This window comes from Novosphingobium sp. (genome assembly GCF_025351285.1).
Taxonomy (GTDB): Bacteria; Pseudomonadota; Alphaproteobacteria; order Sphingomonadales; family Sphingomonadaceae; genus Novosphingobium.
Genome location: NZ_JANXWG010000057.1, coordinates 1 through 21,506, shown reverse-complemented (window position 1 = coordinate 21,506; position 21,506 = coordinate 1). Strand labels below are relative to the sequence as shown.

22 protein-coding genes are annotated in these 21,506 nt (G+C 63.5%); 10 read left to right on the top strand and 12 right to left on the bottom strand.

Going from position 1 to position 21,506, the window contains the following annotated elements; all coding sequences use genetic code 11:
• Positions 1 to 17: 17 nt before the first annotated feature.
• Genes rpe through purH form a run of 3 tightly spaced genes read left to right on the top strand, consistent with a single transcriptional unit; the run spans position 18 to position 4,169 of the window.
• Complete coding sequence (rpe, locus tag Q0R16_RS07095; protein ID WP_295634155.1) at positions 18 to 683, top strand: ribulose-phosphate 3-epimerase; 666 nt, start codon at positions 18 to 20, stop codon at positions 681 to 683.
• Positions 683 to 2,569, top strand: coding sequence for a heparinase II/III family protein (locus Q0R16_RS07090; RefSeq protein ID WP_295634152.1), 1,887 nt, complete (start codon positions 683 to 685; stop codon positions 2,567 to 2,569). Before rpe ends, Q0R16_RS07090 begins: the two co-directional genes overlap by 1 nt.
• A gap of 10 nt (positions 2,570 to 2,579) precedes the next feature.
• A complete protein-coding gene (gene purH / locus Q0R16_RS07085; RefSeq protein WP_295634149.1) occupies positions 2,580 to 4,169 on the top strand; it encodes a bifunctional phosphoribosylaminoimidazolecarboxamide formyltransferase/IMP cyclohydrolase in 1,590 nt (529 codons plus the stop codon).
• A 33-nt stretch (positions 4,170 to 4,202) separates the two neighbouring features.
• Here the strand turns inward: purH and Q0R16_RS07080 are convergent, their stop codons facing one another.
• The 10 genes from Q0R16_RS07080 to Q0R16_RS07035 form a co-directional block, all read right to left on the bottom strand.
• Complete coding sequence (locus tag Q0R16_RS07080; RefSeq protein ID WP_366857280.1) at positions 4,203 to 4,868, bottom strand: cell wall hydrolase; 666 nt, start codon at positions 4,866 to 4,868, stop codon at positions 4,203 to 4,205.
• 229 nt (positions 4,869 to 5,097) lie between these two features.
• Positions 5,098 to 5,433, bottom strand: a complete 336-nt coding sequence (locus Q0R16_RS07075) for a DUF1491 family protein (protein WP_295634143.1) — start codon at positions 5,431 to 5,433, stop codon at positions 5,098 to 5,100.
• Positions 5,430 to 5,960 (bottom strand): PaaI family thioesterase, encoded by a 531-nt coding sequence (locus Q0R16_RS07070; RefSeq protein ID WP_295634141.1) that lies wholly within the window; start codon positions 5,958 to 5,960, stop codon positions 5,430 to 5,432. The genes Q0R16_RS07075 and Q0R16_RS07070 overlap by 4 nt, the downstream gene beginning before the upstream one ends.
• A complete protein-coding gene (locus tag Q0R16_RS07065; RefSeq protein ID WP_295634229.1) occupies positions 5,935 to 6,396 on the bottom strand; it encodes a PTS sugar transporter subunit IIA in 462 nt (153 codons plus the stop codon). The genes Q0R16_RS07070 and Q0R16_RS07065 overlap by 26 nt, the downstream gene beginning before the upstream one ends.
• A gap of 174 nt (positions 6,397 to 6,570) precedes the next feature.
• Positions 6,571 to 7,152: a ribosome-associated translation inhibitor RaiA gene (gene raiA, locus Q0R16_RS07060; protein ID WP_295634138.1), complete on the bottom strand. Its 582-nt coding sequence runs from the start codon at positions 7,150 to 7,152 to the stop codon at positions 6,571 to 6,573.
• A 64-nt stretch (positions 7,153 to 7,216) separates the two neighbouring features.
• Complete coding sequence (gene dnaQ / locus Q0R16_RS07055; protein ID WP_295634135.1) at positions 7,217 to 7,903, bottom strand: DNA polymerase III subunit epsilon; 687 nt, start codon at positions 7,901 to 7,903, stop codon at positions 7,217 to 7,219.
• A 41-nt stretch (positions 7,904 to 7,944) separates the two neighbouring features.
• Complete coding sequence (coaE, locus tag Q0R16_RS07050) at positions 7,945 to 8,559, bottom strand: dephospho-CoA kinase (RefSeq protein WP_295634132.1); 615 nt, start codon at positions 8,557 to 8,559, stop codon at positions 7,945 to 7,947.
• A 10-nt stretch (positions 8,560 to 8,569) separates the two neighbouring features.
• Entirely contained in the window at positions 8,570 to 9,436 is an 867-nt protein-coding gene (locus Q0R16_RS07045; protein WP_295634226.1) for a shikimate dehydrogenase, read from the bottom strand.
• A gap of 2 nt (positions 9,437 to 9,438) precedes the next feature.
• A complete protein-coding gene (locus Q0R16_RS07040) occupies positions 9,439 to 10,023 on the bottom strand; it encodes a nucleoside triphosphate pyrophosphatase (protein WP_295634128.1) in 585 nt (194 codons plus the stop codon).
• Positions 10,024 to 10,096: 73 nt separating this feature from the next.
• Positions 10,097 to 10,939, bottom strand: coding sequence for a pyruvate, water dikinase regulatory protein (locus Q0R16_RS07035; RefSeq protein WP_295634125.1), 843 nt, complete (start codon positions 10,937 to 10,939; stop codon positions 10,097 to 10,099).
• 381 nt (positions 10,940 to 11,320) lie between these two features.
• Here Q0R16_RS07035 and hemE point away from each other — a divergent pair, with 381 nt between their 5' ends.
• Entirely contained in the window at positions 11,321 to 12,349 is a 1,029-nt protein-coding gene (gene hemE, locus Q0R16_RS07030; protein WP_295634223.1) for a uroporphyrinogen decarboxylase, read from the top strand.
• 85 nt (positions 12,350 to 12,434) lie between these two features.
• Here hemE and Q0R16_RS07025 read toward each other — a convergent pair whose 3' ends face one another.
• Both Q0R16_RS07025 and Q0R16_RS07020 read right to left on the bottom strand, forming a co-directional pair.
• Positions 12,435 to 13,148: a DUF1013 domain-containing protein gene (locus tag Q0R16_RS07025; RefSeq protein ID WP_295634121.1), complete on the bottom strand. Its 714-nt coding sequence runs from the start codon at positions 13,146 to 13,148 to the stop codon at positions 12,435 to 12,437.
• A gap of 239 nt (positions 13,149 to 13,387) precedes the next feature.
• Positions 13,388 to 14,389, bottom strand: a complete 1,002-nt coding sequence (locus tag Q0R16_RS07020) for an NAD(P)H-quinone oxidoreductase (RefSeq protein ID WP_295634118.1) — start codon at positions 14,387 to 14,389, stop codon at positions 13,388 to 13,390.
• Between the two features lie 95 nt (positions 14,390 to 14,484).
• Here Q0R16_RS07020 and Q0R16_RS07015 point away from each other — a divergent pair, with 95 nt between their 5' ends.
• The 6 genes from Q0R16_RS07015 to Q0R16_RS06990 all read left to right on the top strand — a co-directional run bounded on the left by Q0R16_RS07015 (position 14,485) and on the right by Q0R16_RS06990 (position 21,428).
• Complete coding sequence (locus Q0R16_RS07015) at positions 14,485 to 14,703, top strand: DUF1192 domain-containing protein (RefSeq protein ID WP_295634115.1); 219 nt, start codon at positions 14,485 to 14,487, stop codon at positions 14,701 to 14,703.
• 225 nt (positions 14,704 to 14,928) lie between these two features.
• Complete coding sequence (gene clpA, locus Q0R16_RS07010; protein ID WP_295634112.1) at positions 14,929 to 17,319, top strand: ATP-dependent Clp protease ATP-binding subunit ClpA; 2,391 nt, start codon at positions 14,929 to 14,931, stop codon at positions 17,317 to 17,319.
• A gap of 84 nt (positions 17,320 to 17,403) precedes the next feature.
• Entirely contained in the window at positions 17,404 to 18,408 is a 1,005-nt protein-coding gene (locus tag Q0R16_RS07005; protein WP_295634109.1) for a ligase-associated DNA damage response exonuclease, read from the top strand.
• Complete coding sequence (locus Q0R16_RS07000) at positions 18,408 to 20,030, top strand: cisplatin damage response ATP-dependent DNA ligase (RefSeq protein ID WP_295634106.1); 1,623 nt, start codon at positions 18,408 to 18,410, stop codon at positions 20,028 to 20,030. Before Q0R16_RS07005 ends, Q0R16_RS07000 begins: the two co-directional genes overlap by 1 nt.
• A 376-nt stretch (positions 20,031 to 20,406) precedes the next feature.
• A complete protein-coding gene (locus tag Q0R16_RS06995) occupies positions 20,407 to 20,775 on the top strand; it encodes a hypothetical protein (RefSeq protein WP_295634103.1) in 369 nt (122 codons plus the stop codon).
• Between the two features lie 248 nt (positions 20,776 to 21,023).
• Entirely contained in the window at positions 21,024 to 21,428 is a 405-nt protein-coding gene (locus Q0R16_RS06990) for a group II truncated hemoglobin (RefSeq protein ID WP_295634100.1), read from the top strand.
• Positions 21,429 to 21,506: the final 78 nt, after the last annotated feature.

The window sequence follows — 21,506 nt, the reverse complement described above, 5'->3', positions numbered from 1 at the left end:
CCACAAGAGTGGTGCGCATGAATGTGCCGTTGATTTCGCCTTCGATCCTGTCCGCCGATTTTGCCCGGCTGGGAGAGGAGGTTCGCGCAATCGACGCGGCGGGGGCCGACTGGATCCACGTCGACGTGATGGATGGGCATTTCGTGCCGAACATCACGATCGGCCCGGCGGTGGTCAAGGCGTTGCGGCCGCATTCCGCCAAGCCGTTCGATGTCCACCTGATGATTGCGCCGGTCGATCTTTATCTCGAAGCTTTCGCCGCAGCAGGCGCCGATATTATCACCGTCCATGCCGAAGCCGGCCCGCACGTGCATCGCACGGTGCAGGCAATCAAGGCGCTGGGCAAGAAGGCGGGCATATCGCTCAACCCCGCCACTCCCGCCAAAGTGCTCGATTACCTGATCGACGAGATCGACCTCGTACTGGTCATGAGCGTCAACCCCGGCTTCGGCGGCCAGTCGTTCATCCCCAGCCAGCTTCGCAAGATCGAGGCGGTGCGCAAGATGATCGACAAGACCGGCCGGCCGATCCACCTCGAAGTCGATGGCGGCGTCGATGCGAAAATCGCGGTTCAGTGCGTCGATGCCGGGGCGGACGTGCTCGTGGCGGGCACTGCGGCTTTCCGGGGTGGAGCGGACTGCTATGCCACCAACATCGCCGCGCTGAAGGGGGCAAGTCTTTGATGGAAGACACCCCCCGCACGATCGGCCGTGGTTCCGCCGCCCTTGATGACAGCGGCTATGCCGGGGTTCCCGACCGCCCTGCGCTGACACTGGGTCCGGGCGGCGAACCGCTTCGCCGCGAAAGCTCTGCACCCGCAGATCATCCTGGCGTCGACGACGTAGATACCGGGCGCGCGCTGGCGCTGGCCGATTTCGGTACGAATTCACTCAGCCCCGGCGAACGACTGATCCGTCTGGCCTATAGCTGGGGTGTGCCTGCGGGAGCGCTGAACCCATTCCGCAAACGCGCAAGACCTCGGCTCCTGGCCACGGTCACCAACCCGTTGCGTGGCGATCGCGGCGCCGGCACGGCCTTGCGCGCCGGGCATTTCCTGCTCCACGGCGTCAAGGCGCCAATTGCCGACGTGGCATTTTCGGGCCCGCGCCTGTCGCCACCGTTCGAACGCATGGTCCACGGATTCCTGTGGCTGCGCGACCTCGAAGCCTGCGCCCCGCGCGCGCAATGCGTGCCCGTGGCCGAACGGGTAATCTCGGCCTGGCTTGCCGCCAATCCCCGGCCCGACGGCACGCCCGCCTGGGATGTCGGCCATACCGGCCACCGCTTGCTTAACTGGCTGATTCACGCGCCCTTGCTGCTTTCTGGACCCGACCGGGCGTTTCGCGCCCGTATCCTGACCGAGATCGACCAGACCGCGCGCTGGCTCGATCGCCACGTCGGGCGCGCCGAAGACAAGCTTGCCGAAGTGGCCGGCTGGTGCGGCATCACCGCCGCCGGCTTGCTGCTGAACGACGGGCGAGCGCGGACCCTGTTCGGTGAAGCCGGGCTGATCCGCGCGCTCGGCGATGCGATCGGCGCCGATGGCGGCGTGCTCTCACGCAGCCCGATCTGCCAGATCGAGGCGATCGCACTGCTGGTCAGGTTGCGCGCCTGCTACGCAGCGGCGCGGCAGGACCCTCCGCGCCAGCTCGATGCGATTCTCGAACTGCTCGTGCCCCCGCTGTTGAGCATGCTTCACGGCGATGGCGCGTTGGGCAACTGGCAAGGATCGGGCGCGATCGACGCGGCGGCAATCGAAGCACTGGTGGGTGCCAGCGGCGTGCGCACTCGCCCGCTGCGCGACACCCGGCAATGGGGATACCAGCGGATCGCGGCGCGGCGCGGGCTGCTGATCGTCGACGCTGCGCCACCGCCGCATGCGCGCCACGCGCGCGACGGATGCGCATCCACGCTGGCGTTCGAATTCTCGCACGGCGTGCAGCGGATCGTCGTCAACTGCGGCGGAGCAGCGCTGGCCGGCGGGCTGATACCGCAGCGACTGGCGCAAGGCCTGCGCGCGACGGCGGCGCATTCCACGCTGACGATCGACGATTTCAACTCTACCGCGGTGCTGATCAACGGCAAGCTGGGCGCCGGCGCCAATACGGTCGATGTCGATCGGCGCGCAATGCCTGGCGATGTGCAGACGGGCGGACCCAATCCGGGGGCGACCCGGCTCGAAGCCAGCCATGACGGCTATCTATCCCGCTATGGGCTGATTCATCGCCGCATCATGCTGCTGCGCGATGATGGGACCGAACTGCGCGGAGAAGATCTGCTGGTGCCGAGCGGACGCAAAGGCCGGCGCGGCACGATCGGCGTGGCGCTGCGGTTCCACCTCGATCCAGCGGTGGAACTTGCGGCCGGGCAGGACGGACAGGGCGTGACGCTGGCGCTGCCCGACGGATCGATCTGGCAATTCCGTTCGGCGCGCGACGCGATCACGATCGAGGACAGCTTGTGGGCTGACGGCCAGGGGCGCCCGCACCCCGCACGCCAACTGGTAATCCAGACCAAGGTTCCCCGCAGCGGCGAGAGTTTCTCGTGGTTGCTCAAGAAGATGCGATAGGATTCAAACCGTGACTGACGTGAAGATTGTTCGGGCGCTGCTCTCGGTGTCCGACAAGACCGGGCTTGTCGAATTGGGCCAGGCGCTGGCCGCACGCGGTGTCGATCTTATTTCGACCGGCGGGACCGCCAAAGCACTGCGTGATGCGGGTTTGGCTGTCAGCGACATATCAGACTTGACCGGATTTCCCGAAATGATGGACGGCCGGGTGAAGACGCTGCACCCCAAAGTCCACGGCGGCCTGCTTGCGGTGCGCAACAATCCCGAACACGCCGCCGCGATGTCCGAGCACGAGATCGGCGCGATCGACCTCGTGGTGGTCAACCTTTACCCGTTCCGCGAAACCGTCGCCAAAGGCGCCGGGCGCGATGAGGTGATCGAGAACATTGATATCGGCGGGCCTTCGATGGTGCGGTCTGCGGCCAAGAACCACGCATTCGTTGCGATCCTTACCGACCCTGCTGATTACCCGGCGCTGATCAGCGAAATCGAGCGGACTGACGGCGGGACCGGCTTCGATTTCCGACGGGCGATGGCAGCCAAAGCCTATGCGCAAACGGCTGCGTATGATTCGGCCATCTCCGGCTGGTTTGCGAGCGTTGACGTGCCGGAAAAATTCCCGGCGACCCGGACGATGGCCAGCCGCCTTGTCACCACGCTGCGCTACGGCGAAAACCCGCACCAGGACGCTGCGCTCTATGTGTCGGACAGTCCGTTTGCCAACGGAATCGCGCAGGCCAGGCAGCTTCAGGGCAAGGAGCTTTCCTACAATAACTACAACGACGCCAATGCCGCGCTCGAACTGGCGGGCGAGTTTGCCGGGCAGGACCCAACTGTCGTGATCGTCAAGCACGCCAACCCTTGCGGCGTTGCGACGCGGCCGACCCTGGTCGACGCGTGGAACGAAGCGCTGGCCTGCGATTCGGTCTCCGCATTCGGTGGGATCGTTGCCACCAACGTTCCGCTCGACGGGCCGACCGCAGAGGCGATCTGCGCCATTTTCACCGAAGTGGTGATCGCTCCCGGTGCGGATGACGCAGCCAGAGCCGCTTTTGCGCGGAAGAAAAACTTGCGGCTGCTGATCGTCGACGGCCTGCCCGATCCGCGCCGCGCCGGCCAGACCACCACGATCATCGCCGGCGGGGTGCTGGTGCAGGATCGCGACAACGGCCATGTCGATCCGGCCGATCTCAAGGTGGTGACCAAGCGCGAGCCCACCGAGCAGGAGCTCAAGGATTGCCTGTTCGCCTGGACGGTGGCCAAGCACGTGAAATCGAACGCGATCGTCTATGCCAAGGACGGAGTCACCGCCGGCATTGGTGCCGGCCAGATGAACCGCCGCGATTCATCGCGGATCGCTGCGGCCAAGGCGCAGGAAGCCGCCGAAACGCACGGCTTTGCAGGGCCGCGCACGATCGGCAGCGCGGTCGCCTCGGATGCGTTTTTCCCGTTTGCGGACGGCTTGATCGCAGCAGCCGAGGCCGGCGCAACGGCTATCATCCAACCCGGTGGATCGATCCGCGACGACGAAGTGATCGCCGCTGCCGATGCCGCAGGATTAGCGATGGTGTTCACCGGGATGCGGCATTTCCGGCACTGAACGCGCAGGGCCTGCTTCGGCAGGCCCGCCATTTCAGCGGTAGAAGACCTGGTGGTCGATCTGAGCGATCCGGGTGCGGTTCATTGGTGCGACGCGAGCAGCATGGAAGAACAGCGCGCCTTCGACCGGGCTCTTCCAACTGCCTTCGTGCGCGATCCGGGCGATGCGCACTGCATTGCCCCAGGCCCGACTGTTGCGGCTGATAACGGGCATCGTACCGCCATGAACGAATGAAAACTGCGACGGTTGATAAACCACACCGCAATAGCTGGTGGGGAATCGACCCGAACGGGTGCGCGCCACGATCACGCGACCGACCGCGAGCTGTCCGGCAAGTGATTCGCCCTTTGCTTCAAAATATACGGCGCCAGCCAGACAGTTAAGCTCGCTCGACAAGTCATCGGGAAGCGCGGTTCGCTCAACCAGTGCGGTGAGCGATGCGGCCGTGCGCGGCTCTGGCACCACATCGACCAATGGTGTGGCCGTACCATCACCGCCATCGGGTGAAACCGCGATCGGACCAGCCCGGACCACGACTTGCGTGCCGGCGGCATCTTCGATCAAAACGGGAGGGATAGATGGCGCCTGCTTTTCGGCGCGGGCCGCAGTGTCAGAGCCCTTTGGCTCATAACTTTGTGCGGCTGCACCGGAACCACCGGTGCTGAACAGGGTTGTAAAAACCATCGCAGCAATGCTCAATGCGCTGGCGTAACGAAGCTTGAAACTCATGGTTCATCGTCATTGGGCGGTGAGCGAGCCGTCGCAAGGAGCGTAAGAGTTGGTCACGCAAACACTGCGTGGACCCTCATGCGGAGGCCTTGCTGGTCACCCCCCGTCTGCGTGCTTGCGCGACCCACCTGAATGTGGCCCCCGCCGCCTGCGCAAAATCGGAGCCATGCCTTTATGCTGCAACGCGGCAGCGTCAAGTTCAGGATGACAGATCCGAGACAAACCGTTCAACTTCCGGGACGGTCAGTTCAATGGTCCATAGATCCGGGTCCTGCGTTACCCGACGCATTAAGTATTCGTTAAGACCTTGATCCGTTTGAATATCTTTAGGATTAACCAGCGACCATCGGGCTGCTCCGGCAACTTGCGGCAACCGTTCGCACACGCTCGATTCCCCCGTAAATGTCCGCAGCACCAGCAGGATAGCACCCTGATCACGATCGCCACGGTGGAGCAACATGCTGAAGCCACCACGTGATTGTGCCTGCCGAAGCAAGGCCTTGGCTTCGATATGCGATGGCAGCCGGTCGCTCATGCCCCGGGGCTGAGCGATTGGCGAAGGCTCTGGGCATAACCGGCCAGGCTTGCGAGCGGAATGTGCGAGCGCATGAACGTGCCGGTTCCCCGACCGACTTCCTCACCACCGCTGTCGATGAGGCGTGCCTCGGCGACGAACACGCGTTTTCGTCCGCTGATCCAGCGCCCTTCGGCGATCACGCGGCCTGCACGGATCGGGCGCAGAAACTGCAAGTTGAACGAGGTCGTCAGCAGAAACCGGTCGGTCACCAGCGTGTTCGCGGCGTAAAACGCGGCATCGTCGAGCATTTTGAAATAGATCGTACCGTGCGCGGCCCCCGCAGCGTGGAAAACGTCGGGCGAAATATCAAAGATGATGCGCGCATGGGCTTCTTGCCCGATCTCGATGCGGGATTCGAACTTCCGGTTGATCGGAGCACTGGCGTAGAGCCCTTCGAGAGCGCGCCAGTGCAGCCGCGCGCTATCGAGCGGCACATGGTCGCTCGAACCAGGATCAGGATCAGGCGGCGTCGCGATCGATGACATTGACGAGCAAGCCGTAAATCGCTTCGGCATCGGGCGCGGCCAGCAGCGCGTCGTGCATGCGTTCGTCGCGCATCAGGCGCGATATCGCCGCCAGCGCCTGCAGATGCGTGGCGCCAGCCTGTTCAGGAGAAAGCAGCCCGAACGCGCAGTCGATCGGCATGCCGTCTGCAGAATCGAAATCGACCGGCTTTTCAAGCCGCAGAAATACCGCAACCGGTTTGGCCAACGAGGCGATCCGTGCATGCGGGATGGCCACGCCGCGGCCGAAGCCGGTGCTGCCAAGCTTCTCACGATCCTCTATCCGCTCGAGCACTTCGCTGGCGTCGAGCGAATACACGGCAGCGAAGCGCTCAGCCAGGAGCGCAACGATCTGCTGCTTGGTCTCGACGTGCACGATCTGCACGGCAAGGGAATCGATGGTAAAAAGCGCCGTCATAGGGAGGTAAGCCGCTGTGCGGTGGCACGGAAGCGGGCCCAATGCGCTTTCACGTGACAGCGCGCAAGTCTGATTTTCCGGCGCGATTCGCAATCTGTTCGCGGCGCAGAGCGGACCGGCACATAACTTGCCGGTCCGCTGTTTCGGTTTCGTCTGGCTATGTCAGCTCGTGAGTCAGGTCTTGGGCTCGACCCAGCCGATCGAGCCGTCATCACGCCGGTAGACAAGATTGTGCACGCCCGTGCCCGCATTCTTGAACAGGAGCGCGTTGGTATTGCGCAGATCGAGCATCATCACAGCATCGGAAACGGTTGCTTCGGGAACATCGACGCGTGTTTCGGCGATAACCAGCGGCGCATCGGCCGGGCCTTCGTCGCTGAGTTCATCGTGCTGGAAAACAACGTACGCCGCATTCTCGTAAGCTGCGTCTTCCTCTTTTCGCGCGAAGTCCGCGCCGTCGTGCCGATCTTTCAGGCGGCGCTTGTAGCGGCGCAACTGCTTGTCGATCTTCTCCGATGCTTGGTCGAGCGAGACGTGCGCGTCCTGCGCAACGCCACTGCCCTTGAGGATCAGGCCATGCATGACGTGGGTCACGATATCGCAGCGAAATCCGCCGTGGGGCGCCTTGCCCAAAGTGACTTGCGACGAGATTGCCCGTGCAAAATATTTTCCGACGATGCCGCCCAATCGCTCTTCCGCGTGGGTTTGGAGCGCTGCGCCCGTTTCGACCTGGTGTCCCGAAACGCGAATATCCATGGCGGTCTCCTTCTTGCTGTCCGGGCCTAGAAACATGACCCGCGTGGGGTAGCTTGCGACCAGCTCAATTGAGCCAGATCGCCTCGTTCAACTGGGCAATGAATACGGTGTGCAGGGCCAGTTCCTCGGGACTGGCGGAGTGAGTGCGGGGTGGTCGGACGCGACGTTCGATCACAAGAGGTGCATCGGCCGTCACAGTCGGTTCAATCGTCGAACCTGTTGCCAGTTCCAGCCCGATCTGGCGGCCGCCGGTGAGTTCGACGTACAATTGCGCCAGCAATTCGGCATCGAGCAGCGCGCCGTGCAGCACGCGATGGCTGCGATCGATGCCGTAGCGGCTGCACAGCGCGTCGAGCGAAAGCTTGGCGCCGGGATGCTTGCGTTTGGCAATCGCCACGGTGTCGACCATCCGCGCGCGATCGACTGGCGCCAGTCCGCAGATCGCCAGCTCGGTGTTGAGAAACCCGAAGTCGAAGCTGGCATTGTGCGCCACCAGCGGTGCATCGCCCAGGAATTCAAGCAATTCGGCAGCCCTTGTCCCGAACAGCGGCTTGTCTGCCAGGAAAGTTGCCGAAAGCCCGTGCACCGCTTGCGCTTCGGCGGGCATGTCGCGCTGGGGATTGAAGTAGCCGTGGAAGGTGCGGCCCGTGGCCACGCGGTGGATCATTTCGATGCAGCCGATCTCGACCAGCCGGTCACCCTTGCGTGGGTCGAGCCCCGTGGTTTCGGTATCGAAAACGATTTCACGCATTGTTGTGTCGTTATCGAACCAGCCTGCCCCGCTGGCAAGCTTCAGGACCGCTTTTTTTCACGTAGTCGGGCAATAAGCGCGCTGACTTGTGCGCGGGTCCGGTCGATTGGCACGCCGGTATCGATCACGAAGTCCGCGCGGGCGCGTTTTTCGGCATCGGGCACTTGCAAGCCAAGGATGTGCGCGAACTTCTCAGGCGTCATGCCGGGTCGAGCCAGGACCCGCTCACGCTGCACCTCGGCCGGCGCCGAAACCACGGCTACGGCATCGAGCCGGTCTGCCCCGCCCTTTTCGTATAGCAGCGGTATATCGAACAAAATTAGTGATTCGACAGCGTGGTCAGCGAGGAAGGCCTGGCGCATGGAGTAGACGGCGGGGTGGACGATGGCCTCGAGCTTCCTGAGTTCTTCGGGCGTGCCGAACACGCGGGCGCCGAGTTCTGCACGTTTCACGCCTTGTGCGTCGGTGCTCCCGGGGAACGCCGCCTCGATTTCGGGTAACAGCGCACCGCCGGGGCCTTGCAGCCGATGGACCGCGGCATCGGCGTCGAACACCGGAACGCCAAGGTCCGCAAACATCGCCGCGACTGCGGATTTTCCCATTCCGATCGAGCCGGTCAGGCCCAGAATGAAAGGACGCACGAAGGCTTTGCTCATCGCTTGCGACTCACCCGATCAACAGTTTGCGCAAATCGTGATCGGCGTCGGCCGGCGGTTCAGCGCGATAGAACCGGCGGAAGGCTTCGCGCGCCTGGCCGATCAGCATTTCGAGCCCATCGTGCGTGCGCAATCCACGCGCTTTGGCTGCAAGCAGCAGCGGCGTTTTGTGCGGATGCGTGACGATGTCATAGACGATGGCGTCGCCGCGCAGATCTTCGGTCGAAAGCGGAAGCGACGGCATCCCCGCCATGCCGAGCGAGGTCGCGTTGGCAATCAGCCGACTCTCATTGGCGAATGCCTGCGCCTTGTCCCAGTCGGCGGTCACGACTTCGCACGACGCCAGTGAGCCCGCTATGTCACCGAGCAACTTGGCAATTCCCGCAGCCGATCGGTTGACGAAGACGATCCGGCTTGCGCCCAGCGACGCCAGACCCGCGCTGACCGCTGCGGCCGCGCCGCCGGCGCCCAGCACCGTCACCATCTCGCCCGAGAGATCGAGTCCAGCGATGGGCTCGACGAAGCCGGGCAAGTCGGTGTTCTCCCCCGTCAGGCTGCCATCGGCTTCGACGATCACGGTGTTGACCGCACCCAACGCGCTGGCGGCAGGTGTTCGATGATCGACCAGTTCGAAGCACGCGCGCTTGTGCGGCATCGTTGCCTGGAGGCCGGCAAAGCCGAGCGCAACCATGCCGCGCATCGCCTTTTCGGCCTCGCCCGGTGGCACAGGCAAGCGGATGTAGTGACCATCGAGCCCAAGCCGCTTGAGCCAGAATTCATGGATGATCTGCGACTTGGACTGCGCCACCGGCCAGCCCATCAGCCCAGCCAGCAACGGCAATGGCCGTTCATCGGTGGGCCGGTCGTCAACGGTCACGCTCAAGCCGCGATTTCCCCTTGTTCGCGCAGCGCGCCCAGCAACGGCAGCAACGGCATGCCGAGAACGGTGAAGTGGCTGCCATCCACCTGTTCGAACAAGTGCACCCCCAAGGCTTCGATCCGGAACACCCCGACACAGCCTGCCACAGCCGGCCACTCGCGCGCGAGGTAGCTGTCGATGAAGGCCGGATCGAGCGTGCGAACGCGCAACCGCGCGCAATCGCAATGCCGCCACACGGCGCGCCCGTCGCGCATCAACACGGCGGCGGCAAGCAAGTGCATTTCCTGGCCCGAGAAGTACTGTAAGTGCTCAACGGCTTCGTCGCGATCGCGCGGCTTATCGAACAACCGACCGCACACTTCCACGACTGAATCGCCACCCAGGACCAGCCTGCCCGGCGCGCCGACCGATACCGCCATCGCCTTGGCTTCGGCCAGGATCATCGCGATTTCGGCAGCCGGGACCGCCACCAGTTCGCGCTTGATCGCGCCTTCGTCCACATCCGAACTGCGCGCCTCGAACGGCACGCCCGCGGCCTCGAGCATCGCCTTGCGCGAGGCGCTTTGCGAGGCGAGGATCAACATGGGTTTGGGCTCTCCGACAAGAACTGAGCGGCCGTCTTAGATCGCGGCGATCCGGTTTGCAAAACTCGCACCTTCAGATCGGTCGCGAACCCAGCTCGCCCGGCCCTGTCGCCACGCGCTCGTTGTACAGCGCAATCACCGCAGCGGCGGTTTCCTCGATCGAACGGCGCGAGACGTCGATCACCGGCCAGTTATTGTCGGCAAACATCCGGCGCGCGAACTGGACCTCCTTGGCCACGGTATCGGCGTCGACATAGGGCGTTTCAGGCGCCTGGTTGAGTGACAACAACCGGTTGCGGCGGACCTGGATCAGCCGTTCGGGCGCAGTCGTCAGCCCCACCACCAGCGGCCGGCGCAAAGCGAACAGCGATTGCGGCGGCGGGCTGACCGGCACGATCGGGATATTGGCCACCTTGAACCCGCGATTGGCCAGGTAGATCGAAGTCGGCGTCTTGGAGGAGCGCGAAACCCCCGCCAGGACGATATCGGCTTCTTCCCAGTCCTCGGCCAGCACCCCGTCGTCGTGCGCAATCGTGAACTGGATCGCGGCCACGCGCGCGAAATAGGCCTCGTCCATCGCGTGCTGGCGCCCCGGCCGACCTTGCGCCTGCCGGCCAAGCTGCTGCTCGAGCGCATTGGTCACCGCATCGAGCGCGTCGACGATCGGCAGGCCCAACGCCATGCAGCGTTCTTCCAGCCGCAGTCGGGTCTGATCATTGACCAGCGTGAACAGCACCAGTCCCGGTTTGTCGGCGATTTCGCCCATGATCCGGTCGAGGTGCTGCTGCGAGCGTACCATCGGCCAGAAGTGCCGCACGACATCGGCATCCTCGAACTGCGCCAATGCCGCTTTGGCGATCATCTCTAGCGTCTCGCCCGTCGAATCCGACAGAAGGTGCAGATGCAACCGTTGCATGATCCCGCCATAACCAGAGCGAAAGGGGCGCACATCGCGGGTAAAAGCCACCCGGGAGAGCGCTGTGGACAAGCATCGGATAAACCACGGGAGAGGGCCGATCACAAGTTCGGCGGCCGATTCCATGCCCGGTATCGGCCTGTTCAAACCATTCGAGCCCACAGGTGGATATGGTTTTCAACAGGCTGGGGATAGCGTTGAGAACTTCGTCTTGCCACGCGCAAGCGGCGATTCGATGGCAGGAATCGGGTTTGCGCATCCGCACAAATCGGGCACAGCCTTGCTATCCCCACTATCCACAGTGCAACTGTTATCCACTACCAGACTCTATAAAGATTCTATTTTAGATAAGAGGGACGGCCTGAAACGATGTCCGATGGAATTGATCCTCCGCTTTTGCGTACACTCAAAGGCGAAAATCTGGCCAGCCGGCCGATGTGGCTGATGCGGCAGGCTGGTCGTTATCTCCCCGAATATCGCGCGTTGCGGGCGGACAAGGGCGGCTTTCTCGAACTGGTCTACGATCCAGCCGCCGCCGCCGAGATCACGATCCAACCGCTGCGCCGCTTCGGTTTCGATGGCGCCATACTGTTTTCGGACATCCTGATCGTGCCTTACGCCATGGGCCAGGATCTCAAGTTCCTGGCGGGTGAAGGTCCCCACCTCTCGCCACGGCTGCTCGATGCCACGCTGGAAGGCCTCAGCGCCTCGCCAGAGCGCCTGTTGCCGATTTACGAGACAGTACGGCGGGTACGCGCTGCATTGGCCCCAGAGGTCACCATGCTGGGCTTCGCAGGGTCCGCCTGGACCGTGGCCACCTACATGGTCGCGGGCGAAGGCAGCCGCGACCAGCACGAGACCCGCGCACTGGCCTATCGCGACCGCGCGCGCTTTGCCGCGATCATCGATGCCATCGTCAATGTCACCGTCGATTACCTGATCGGGCAGATCGAAGCTGGTGCGCAAGCCGTGCAACTGTTCGACAGTTGGGCCGGCACCCTGGCCCCGGCCGAATTCGAGCGCTGGGTGATTCAGCCCAACCGCGAGATCGTCCGCAGGGTGAAGGCATGCTACCCCGACGTGCCGATCATCGGTTTTCCCAAGGGCGCGGGCGAAAAACTTGTCGCCTACGCCCATGAAACCGGGGTCGACGCTGTCGGCGTGGACGAAACCATCGACCCAGTCTGGGCCGCGCGCGAATTACCCGCCGGAATGCCGGTGCAAGGCAACCTCGATCCGCTGCTGCTGTTGGCGGGGGGTCCCGAACTCGAACGCGGCGCGCTGCACGTGCTCGATTGTTTTGCCGACCGACCGCATGTGTTCAACCTGGGGCATGGGATCGGGCAGTTCACACCGATCGAGCATGTCGAAGCGCTGCTGAAAGTTGTGCGGGGATGGTCCAGGACGTGAGATGAAGGGTTTGAAGAGCTTCCGGCGGGCAAGGGCCATCACCCTTGCCCGCCGGAGGCGAACTTTCCACAAACCTGTCGCAACCTTAGCTGTCCGACAAACCCTCAGCCTTGCGTGCCAGCAACCACGCGGCCGCTTCGGATTCCTGCGCCGCTTCGGCTGCAGCGCGGGTGTTCACTTCGCGTTCGGCGCGCAGTTCTTCGATCAGGGCGTCGCGGTCGTTGCCGAGGCGCAAGTTCGAAGCGGCCTCGTCTTCGGCGGTGCCGGCCTTCTTGGCGGCCTTGGCAACCAGCGCGTCGAGTTCGCGCTGTGAGCACAGGCCGAGCGTAACCGGATCCTTCGCGTTGATGTTCGAGATGTTCCAGTGCGAACGATCACGGATCGCGGCGATTGTGGTGCGGGTGGTGCCGATCAGCTTGCCGATCTGCGCGTCCGAGATGTCGGAGTGATTGCGCAGGATCCAGGCGATGCCGTCTGGCTTGTCCTGCCGCTTGGACACCGGCGTGTAGCGCGGGCCCTTGGTGCGGCTGACTGAAATCGGCGCCTTTTGCATCCGCAGGCGGTAGTTGGCGTTGGCTTGGCCGCGGTCGATTTCGGCCTGGGTCAATTCGCCGGCGTGGACCGGATCGCGCCCGGTATACTTGGAGCCGGCAAGGTCATCGGCCATGGCCTGGACTTCGAGGATGTGGAGCCCGCAAAACGCTGCGATCTGCTCGAACGAGAGCGCGGTGCTGTCCACCAGCCACGAAGCGGTGGCATGCGGCATCAGCGGATAGGCGATCTGGGTGCTCACGAACATTCTCCAAAGGCGCGGGGGCCGTGAGAGGCCGTGCGTCCATCGCTTGCGCCGTTTTCGGACGCCAGTTACAACAAGGGCCGCCCCTTTGCGGAGCGGCCGTAGAGCCTGCCATCTAGGGCAGGATGCCTCAAACAGCAAGACGGACGTTCGATTTCAGGCAGTTTTCTGGTCGGTGGCAAGTCCAGGCCGGGAGCGGACCATGCCGACCCATTAGCCGAGTTCGCCGGACGAGCCGCGGTTCAGCGAACTTTGAGAACGATCTTCCCGATATGGTCGCCGGCTTCCATCCGGGCGTGCGCCGCTGCTGCTTCGGCTAATGGAAAAATCTGGTCCATCACCGGCCGCAAATTGCCATCGGCGACCAGCGGCCAGGCGTTGCGCGCGATTTCATCCGCCAGCAGCGCCTTGAACCCGTTTGACCGGGGGCGAAGCGTCGAACCGGTCAGCATGAGGCGCCGCCGCATCACTTCGGCCATGTTGATTTCGGCGCGCACACCGCCTTGCACTGCGATCGTCACGTGGCGGCCATCCTCGGCCAGGCATTTGAGATTGCGCGCAACATAATCACCGGCGACCATGTCGAGCACCAGATCAACCCCGCGTCCTTCGGTGATCTGCATGACTTCGGCGACAAAATCGGCTGTCTTGTAGTCGATCGCGTGATCAGCTCCGATATTGCGCGCCGCGTCGCACTTCGCGTCGGAACCGCAAGTCACGATCACTGTCAGCCCGAACAGCTTGCCCAGCAGGATGGCCATCACGCCGATGCCGCTGGTGCCGCCATGAACGAGGATCGTTTCACCCTCACGCGCAAAACCGCGTTCGAACACGTTGTGCCATACCGTGAACAGCGTTTCCGGGAGCGCTGCCGCCATTTCCAGCGACAGTCCTTCGGGCACCGGCAGGCAATGCGCCGCCTTGGCGATGCAATATTCGGCATAGCCTCCGCCCGATACCAGCGCGCATACGTTCTGGCCGGGTATCGGCGTAACCACGCCTTCGCCAAGCGCCGCCACGGTGCCGGAAATCTCGAGTCCTGGGATCAGCGATGCTCCCGGCGGTGGTGGATAAAATCCCAGGCGCTGGATGACATCGGGGCGGTTCACGCCGGCGAAGGCGACTTTGACCAGCACTTCACCTGGGCCGGGGCGCGGCACTGCCATTCGCTCGATTCGCAGGACACCGGGACCACCCGGGGCATCGAACCCCACCGCGGCCATTTCATCGGGAAACGGCTTCATTGAAAACCCCGTTGTGTCTTAAGCGTCACAAGGTTGCTGCACTAGCTAACGGACCGGTTGACAGCAAGGCCGCGTAGGCTGACATTTCCGTCATCATGGAACCCGACGATCGTCCCCGCCCCAAAGGCGATGCAGCCAGCCAACTTGCCGGAGAGCTGCTCGATACCTATTCGCAGGACGAACTGGCGCGCCGCATTGCCATGCTCGAAGCGGAAATCGATCGTGTGGCCGCGCATCGGGACAAGAAGGCCGCGCACATGCGGGCTGCGGCTTCGCTATTCGGCAGCCCGTCCTCTGGTGCAGGCGCGCAGTGACGCAGACCGCCCTCCTTGCGGGCGACCGTTCCACTCCCCAATTACTGTGGTGTACACCACGCACCACCCACAAGGCCGGCCTGATCCGGCGACGCGTTTCCCGTCTCTCCTGCCGCAGCGGACGCATGCGGTTCGGAACAGTGCCTATTTAGCGTTCAGTTAACCATGTTCGTGTTTCCTTGGATTTCCCAGGCAGCATGAAGGCGAAAGCCGGAAAGACCTCGCATGCCCAGTTTTGCCCAGAGCCTCGAGAAGACCCTCCACGCCGCGCTCGGCAATGCCTCCGAACGCAGCCACGAATACGCAACGCTCGAGCATCTGCTGCTCGCGCTGATCGATGATAGCGACGCGGCACAAGTCATGCAGGCTTGCGGCGTCGATCTTGGCGATCTCGGCGATGTGGTGCGCCAGTATCTCGACCAGGAATACCAGTCGCTCAAAACGCAGGACAAGGCCGATCCGCAGCCCACCGCCGGGTTCCAACGCGTGATCCAGCGCGCCATCCTGCACGTGCAGTCATCGGGCAAGGACACCGTCACCGGCGCCAACGTGCTGGTCGCGCTGTTTTCCGAGCGTGATTCCTACGCGGTCTACTTCCTTCAGCAGCAGGACATGAGCCGGCTCGACGCGGTCAGCTTCATCAGCCACGGCATCGGCAAGGGCGGCCGCCAGATCGAAAAGAGCGGCTCCAAGTCCGAAGGCGAAGGCGACAAGCCCGAGGAAAAACAGGAAGCCAAGAGCGGAGCCAACAAGAAGGATTCGGCGCTTGACCAGTTCTGCGTCAACCTCAATGAAAAGGCGCTGACGGGCAAGATCGATCCGCTGATCGGGCGCGGACCCGAAGTTGATCGCACGATCCAGATCCTGTGCCGCCGCTCGAAGAACAACCCGCTCTACGTGGGCGATCCGGGGGTGGGCAAGACCGCGATCGCCGAAGGCCTGGCGCGCAAGATCGTCGAAGGCGACGTGCCCGAAGTGCTCGCCGAAGCAGTGATCTACTCGCTCGACATGGGCAGCCTGCTGGCGGGAACGCGCTATCGCGGCGATTTCGAGGAACGGCTCAAGCAGGTCGTCAACGAGCTCGAAAAGATGCCGCATGCGGTTCTGTTCATCGATGAAATCCACACCGTAATCGGCGCCGGCGCGACCAGCGGCGGCGCGATGGATGCGTCGAACCTGCTCAAGCCGGCGTTGTCTTCGGGTGCGATCCGCTGCATCGGTTCGACCACGTACAAGGAATTCCGCAACCACTTCGAGAAGGACCGCGCGCTGCTGCGGCGCTTCCAGAAAATCGACGTCAACGAACCTTCGATCGAGGACACCATCAAGATCCTCAAGGGCTTGCGCACCGCTTTCGAGGACCATCACAAGGTCAAGTACACGCCCGATGCGATCAAGACCGCGGTCGAACTTTCGGCGCGCTACATCAACGACCGCAAGCTGCCCGACAAGGCGATCGATGTGATCGACGAAGTGGGGGCGATGCAGATGCTGGTGCCGCCGAACAAGCGCAAGAAGACCATCACAGCGCGCGAGATCGAACAGGTCATCGCGACGATGGCGCGCATTCCGCCCAAGTCGGTTTCGAGCGACGACAAGAAGGTGCTCGAACATCTCGAGCGCGATCTCAAGCGTCTGGTGTTCGGCCAGGACGATGCGATCCACCGCCTGTCGACTGCGATGAAGCTGAGCCGTGCGGGCCTGCGCGATCCCGACAAGCCGATCGGTTCGTTCCTGTTCTCGGGCCCCACCGGCGTCGGCAAGACCGAAGTCGCGCGCAGTCTGTCGCAGATCATGGGCATCCCGCTCCAGCGCTTCGACATGTCCGAATACATGGAACGCCACTCGATCAGCCGGCTGATCGGTGCGCCCCCGGGTTATGTCGGGTTCGACCAGGGCGGCTTGCTGACCGACGCGATCGACCAGCAGCCGCATTGCGTGCTGTTGCTCGACGAAATCGAAAAGGCGCACCCCGATCTGTTCAACATCCTGTTGCAGGTGATGGACAACGGGCGGCTTACCGATCACCACGGCAAGACGGTCGATTTCCGCAATGTCGTGCTGATCATGACGACCAATGCCGGCGCCAGCGACATGGCGCGCAACGGCATCGGCTTCGGCGACGTAAGCAAGGAAGACGCGGGCGACGAGGCGGTGAAGAAGATGTTCTCGCCCGAATTCCGCAACCGCCTCGATGCGATCGTGCCGTTCGCCTACCTCGGCACCGAGGTCGTCAGCCGGGTGGTGGACAAGTTCATCCTCCAGCTCGAACTGCAACTGGCCGAACAAAACGTCCACATCCAGTTCGATTCGGACGCACGCGCCTGGTTGGCCAGGCGTGGGTATGACCGGCTCTATGGTGCTCGTCCGATGGCGCGGCTGATCCAGGAAAAGGTCAAACAACCGCTCGCTGAGGAACTGTTGTTCGGCAAGCTGGTCAATGGCGGCGAAGTCCACGTCAGCCTTAAGGATGGCGAGACAAGCGAGGCGCTGTCGTTCGAACTGACCCCGGCGCCGCCCAAGCTCTCGCCGAAAAAGGGCGGGAAGAAAGCTGCAGCCAAGGGCAAGAACGCCAAACCCGCCACGCCCGAGCCGAGCACGGACGAAACCGAGTGAGGTTCAGCGCAATAGCGTGATGTCGATGAAACCAGACGCGCGGGCAACGGAACCATCCCGTTGCCCGCGCGCTTGCCTTCGAACATGAGCGCCCCGTTTTCCTGGCTGAAGCCCGAACCGATGGGGCTCTACATCGCACCGGCGGATGCATGGATCGATCCGTCGCGCGCGGTCGATCGCGCGCTGGTGACGCATGGTCATGCCGATCACGCGCGCGGGGGCCATGGCGAGACGATCGCCACGCCCGCCACACTGGCAATCATGGCATTGCGTTATGGCGTCGAGCATGGCGTCGTGCCGGTCGCTTATGGCGAGACTCATTCGCTTCCGGGCAATGTCCGCGCCACATTCGTCCCTGCGGGCCACGTGCTCGGTTCAGCGCAAATCCTGCTCGAACACGCGGGCGAACGGGTGGTCATCACCGGCGATTTCAAACGCAGCCCCGACCCGACCGCGACGCCCTTCGCCGTCACCCCCTGCGACTTGCTCATCACCGAGGCGACTTTCGCGCTGCCAGTGTTCCGCCATCCGCCGATCGAGCAGGAAATCGCCAAGCTGCTCGACACTCGCGCGCGCAATCCCGATCGCTGTGTGCTGGTCGGTGCTTATGCCTTGGGCAAGGCGCAGCGCGTAATCGCCGAACTGCGCCGCGCTGGGTACACCGATCCGATCTGGCTCCACGGTGCGATGGAGCGGACGTGCGGGCTTTACGAAGACTTCGACATCGACCTGGGCGATCTGCGCCCGGTGGCCGATGCACCCAAAGGCGCGCTAATCGGCGGCATCGTCATGTGTCCCCCCTCCGCGCTTAGCGACCGCTGGAGTCGCCGCCTGCCCGACCCGATCACCGCGATGGCCTCGGGCTGGATGCGCGTTCGCCAGCGCGCGGTGCAGCGCAATGTCGAACTGCCGCTGATCATCTCCGACCACGCCGACTGGGACGAACTCACCTGCACCATCGCTGACGTGAACCCTACCGAAACCTGGATCACTCACGGCCGCGAGGAAGCGCTCCTGCGCTGGTGCGAACTCCACCAGCGCAAGGCCCGCGCGCTCGCCCTGGTCGGCTTCGAGGATGAGGACGACTGATGGAGCAGTTCGCCGCGCTCCTCGATGCGCTCGTCACCACCCGCAGCCGCAATGGCAAGCTGGCGCTGATCGCCGATTACCTGCGCCGCACCCCCAATCCCGATCGCGGCTGGGCCCTCGCCGCCCTGACCGACGGTCTCGACTTCCCCGCGGTCAAGGCCTCCACCATCCGCAACCTGATGACCGAGCGGGTCGACCCGGTCCTGTGGACCCTTTCGCGCGATTACGTCGGCGACACCGCCGAAACCGCCAGCCTGCTCTGGCCCGAACCGCCCGCCGACCAACTCCCCCCGCCCACCGTGGCCGAAACCGTCACCATCCTTACCGCCACCAACCGCGCCACCGCTCCCGGCGTCCTTGCCGGCCTGCTCGACCGGCTCGATACCAGCGGCCGCTACGCCCTGCTCAAGCTCGCCACCGGCGCCATGCGCATCGGCATTTCCGCCCGCCTCGCCAAGACCGCCTTCGCGCAAGCCTTCCAGGTCGACGTCGAGGAAGTCGAGGAACACTGGCACGGCCAGACCGCCCCCTATCTCCCGCTGTTCCAATGGGCCGCCGAAGGCGCTGACGCCCCCGATTCTAGCGCGCTCCCGCTGTTCCGCCCGTTCATGCTCGCGCACCCGCTCGAAGGCCCCGCGCTCGCCACCGTCACCACCAACTTCGCCGACTACGCCGCCGAGTGGAAATGGGACGGTATCCGCGTCCAGCTCGTCCGCGTCGGCGACGAAGCCCGGGTTTACTCGCGCGGCGGCGAGGATATCTCCGCCGCCTTTCCCGACGTCGCCGGCGCGCTGCCATTCCCCGCCGTGCTCGACGGCGAACTCCTCGTCCGCGGCGAGCACCAGGGCGGCGCCGGTAATGAGGCCAAACAAGGCGGCGCCGCCAGCTTCAACGCGCTTCAGCAACGCCTCGGCCGCAAGACCGTTTCGAAGGCCATGCTGATCCAATACCCCGCTTTCGTCCGCCTATACGACGCCCTCATAGTCGAAGGCGAAGACTTGCGCCCGCTCCCGTGGACCGAACGCCGCGCCGCATTAGAAACCCTGCTCCCCCGCCTCGACCCTACCCGCTTCGACATCAGCCAACTCATCGAAGCCGAAAACCTCTCCGCCCTCGAAGACCTCCGATCCCGCGCCCGGGACGACGCCATCGAAGGCGTCATGCTCAAACACCGCTCCTCAACTTACGTCGCCGGCCGCCGCGCCGGCCTGTGGTTCAAGTGGAAACGCGATCCGCTCCTGATCGACTGCGTCCTGATGTACGCCCAACGCGGCTCGGGCAAACGATCGAGCTTCTACTCCGACTTCACCTTCGGCTGCTGGGACGGCAACCCAGACACTGGAGCCGAACTCACCCCCGTCGGCAAAGCCTACTTCGGCTTCACCGACGAGGAACTCAAATGGCTCGACAGCCACGTCCGCCGCCACACCACCGCCCGCTTTGGACCCGTCCGCGAAACCGACAAATCACTCGTCCTCGAAGTCGCCTTCGACTCGGTCCACACCAGCAAACGCCACAAGTCCGGCGTCGCCATGCGCTTCCCCCGCATCAACCGCATCCGCGCCGACAAACCCGCCCACGAAGCCGACCGCCTTGAGACGTTGAAGGCGTTGATCACCTGACGCATTTCCGCCGAGTCGCGGGGGTTTGGTTGATAAAGGTTATACGTGAGAGCGTTGTTCGCTTGAGCCGGGCGTGGATTCCAGTTTCAAAAAACCGATCCGAGGCTAGCGGCTTGTTTCCGTGTAGGAAAATGGGGTTTGTTCGAGATTGGTTGCGGTTTGAATTGGGGTCTTTGCAGGGGGTGAAGGGGCCTCCGGCGGGCAAGGGTCAGGGACCCTTGCATCCCGTTACCTAGCTTGGGCGGTCTGTTGGCCGAAAGACTGCACCGATTGGCAGAAAATTACCAAATAGCCGCTTCGCGGCAATCAAAATCGCAAGCGGCCTGTCCGGCCACGACCACTTTGCGGACGTCTGGCGCTTCGCTAATCAGAGCAAATGGACCATGCATTGCTCGTCTCATTCCTTGATGGGAAAACCACCCCAGAGGATTTTAGCAGCCTGATAAATGAGGAGGTGGATGCTTGCGTCGAAGGCATCCGCTCGCCAGCCAAAGTCGGTTACATCATCGTAACGGATGGGCCGCAGACGACAGTAACCCGCGAGCACATGAGACGGCTGCTTCGTTGCATGCTAGATAGAAGCGTTCCTTGGCAATCGGCCAACTACACCGGCGATTGCCTGATGATGAGCGAAGATTTCCAACCTGAAGACGAGGCGGTTGTGGAAGCGATTGAGTTTGTCGCAGATGACAGTCGACCGCCAACCGTTGTTGAGACTCAAAGGGCGCTTGCGGCTTTAGGCTAGCGTCCGTTCACCACACCATTTCTGCCGTTCGGGACAAGACTGGGATTCCTTAAGAGCAGTTGTTCGAGCACCTCGAAGCCCCATTTCGCAGAAAAACCGGCTAAAGGGATGCAAGGGCCGCTGGCCCTTGCCCGCCGGAGGCCCTTCTACCCCTTCCCAAACTTGCGCAGCAATTTGCGCCAGATCAAACCCGCTCCCCCACCGCGCTGCTACTGCCCAAGCTCCCGCAATCCTGACCGGAGCACGCCTTGGCCACGCAAGCGCTTGAATCGCCGCCGCAATCCCCGTTCGAGCGCATGGGCGGTCATGACGTCATCCGTCGGATTACCGATCGGTTTTATGATCTGATGGACGAGGAGCCCGCCTATGCGAAACTACGGGCGATGCATGCGGTGGATCTGGGGCCGATGCGCGAGTCTTTGCCTTCGTTTCTGGCGGGTTGGGCGGGGGGGCCGCGCGATTGGTGGGAGGCGAATCCGGGCAAGTGCATGATGAGCGCGCATGGCGGGTTGGGCATTGATCGCGAGACGGCGGAGCAGTGGGTCGAGGCGATGAACCGCGCGATTGCCGATGCGACGCCGGCGGATGCCGAGATTGCCGAGCGGATGGGTGAGGCGTTGGAGCGCATGGCGCTGGGGATGGTGCGCGCCTGACTGACCTACCCACCGTTCGTGTCGAGCGAAGTCGAGACACGCTGGCCTGGCGCTGACGTGTCGCGACTTCGCTCGACA

What these genes read in the sequence shown, in the direction of transcription:
- Q0R16_RS07040 (WP_295634128.1), bottom strand. Translation starts at nt 10,023, where the DNA reads ATGTTGATCCTCGCCTCGCAAAGCGCCTCGCGCAAGGCGATGCTCGAG.
- Q0R16_RS07000 (WP_295634106.1), top strand. Translation starts at nt 18,408, where the DNA reads ATGGAGCAGTTCGCCGCGCTCCTCGATGCGCTCGTCACCACCCGCAGC.
- Q0R16_RS07025 (WP_295634121.1), bottom strand. Translation starts at nt 13,148, where the DNA reads ATGTTCGTGAGCACCCAGATCGCCTATCCGCTGATGCCGCATGCCACC.
- Q0R16_RS07070 (WP_295634141.1), bottom strand. Translation starts at nt 5,960, where the DNA reads ATGTCATCGATCGCGACGCCGCCTGATCCTGATCCTGGTTCGAGCGAC.
- Q0R16_RS07020 (WP_295634118.1), bottom strand. Translation starts at nt 14,389, where the DNA reads ATGAAGCCGTTTCCCGATGAAATGGCCGCGGTGGGGTTCGATGCCCCG.
- coaE (WP_295634132.1), bottom strand. Translation starts at nt 8,559, where the DNA reads ATGAGCAAAGCCTTCGTGCGTCCTTTCATTCTGGGCCTGACCGGCTCG.
- dnaQ (WP_295634135.1), bottom strand. Translation starts at nt 7,903, where the DNA reads ATGCGTGAAATCGTTTTCGATACCGAAACCACGGGGCTCGACCCACGC.
- Q0R16_RS07035 (WP_295634125.1), bottom strand. Translation starts at nt 10,939, where the DNA reads ATGCAACGGTTGCATCTGCACCTTCTGTCGGATTCGACGGGCGAGACG.
- Q0R16_RS07015 (WP_295634115.1), top strand. Translation starts at nt 14,485, where the DNA reads ATGGAACCCGACGATCGTCCCCGCCCCAAAGGCGATGCAGCCAGCCAA.
- clpA (WP_295634112.1), top strand. Translation starts at nt 14,929, where the DNA reads ATGCCCAGTTTTGCCCAGAGCCTCGAGAAGACCCTCCACGCCGCGCTC.
- raiA (WP_295634138.1), bottom strand. Translation starts at nt 7,152, where the DNA reads ATGGATATTCGCGTTTCGGGACACCAGGTCGAAACGGGCGCAGCGCTC.
- Q0R16_RS07075 (WP_295634143.1), bottom strand. Translation starts at nt 5,433, where the DNA reads ATGAGCGACCGGCTGCCATCGCATATCGAAGCCAAGGCCTTGCTTCGG.
- Q0R16_RS07090 (WP_295634152.1), top strand. Translation starts at nt 683, where the DNA reads ATGGAAGACACCCCCCGCACGATCGGCCGTGGTTCCGCCGCCCTTGAT.
- Q0R16_RS07005 (WP_295634109.1), top strand. Translation starts at nt 17,404, where the DNA reads ATGAGCGCCCCGTTTTCCTGGCTGAAGCCCGAACCGATGGGGCTCTAC.
- rpe (WP_295634155.1), top strand. Translation starts at nt 18, where the DNA reads ATGAATGTGCCGTTGATTTCGCCTTCGATCCTGTCCGCCGATTTTGCC.
- Q0R16_RS06995 (WP_295634103.1), top strand. Translation starts at nt 20,407, where the DNA reads ATGGACCATGCATTGCTCGTCTCATTCCTTGATGGGAAAACCACCCCA.
- Q0R16_RS07065 (WP_295634229.1), bottom strand. Translation starts at nt 6,396, where the DNA reads ATGACGGCGCTTTTTACCATCGATTCCCTTGCCGTGCAGATCGTGCAC.